Source organism: Leucobacter musarum subsp. musarum (assembly GCF_001273845.1).
Taxonomy (GTDB): domain Bacteria; phylum Actinomycetota; class Actinomycetes; order Actinomycetales; family Microbacteriaceae; genus Leucobacter; species Leucobacter musarum.
In genome coordinates this window covers 1-251 of sequence record NZ_JHBW01000040.1, presented here as the reverse complement: position 1 = coordinate 251, position 251 = coordinate 1, and the positions used below count along the sequence as shown (strand labels likewise).

Annotated in this window: 1 protein-coding gene; it reads right to left on the bottom strand. The window is 73.3% G+C overall.

The genetic code is table 11. The features are described from left to right. Positions 1–251, bottom strand: a 251-nt coding sequence (locus CH42_RS00125) for a siderophore-interacting protein (RefSeq protein ID WP_162231044.1), incomplete at both ends; no start/stop codon positions are given.

The window sequence follows — 251 nt, the reverse complement described above, 5'->3', positions numbered from 1 at the left end:
CCACGATGGCGGTCGGGAAGCTCGGCGGCCCGAACCGCGCGCTCCAGCGCGGCACCGGGACGCTCGTCCCGATCGACCCAGGCGATCTCGGCGCCGAGATCCTGGCGGTCGCGGGGGTCGGCGATCTCGATGAAAGCGTGCGTCCGCATCTCGCCCGGAATACTCTCCAGGATCCGCGCGATGGCCGGGATCGCCGACTCGTCGCCGGCGATCACCTGCGTCCGCACGCCGGGCGGCGGGTCGTACAGGGC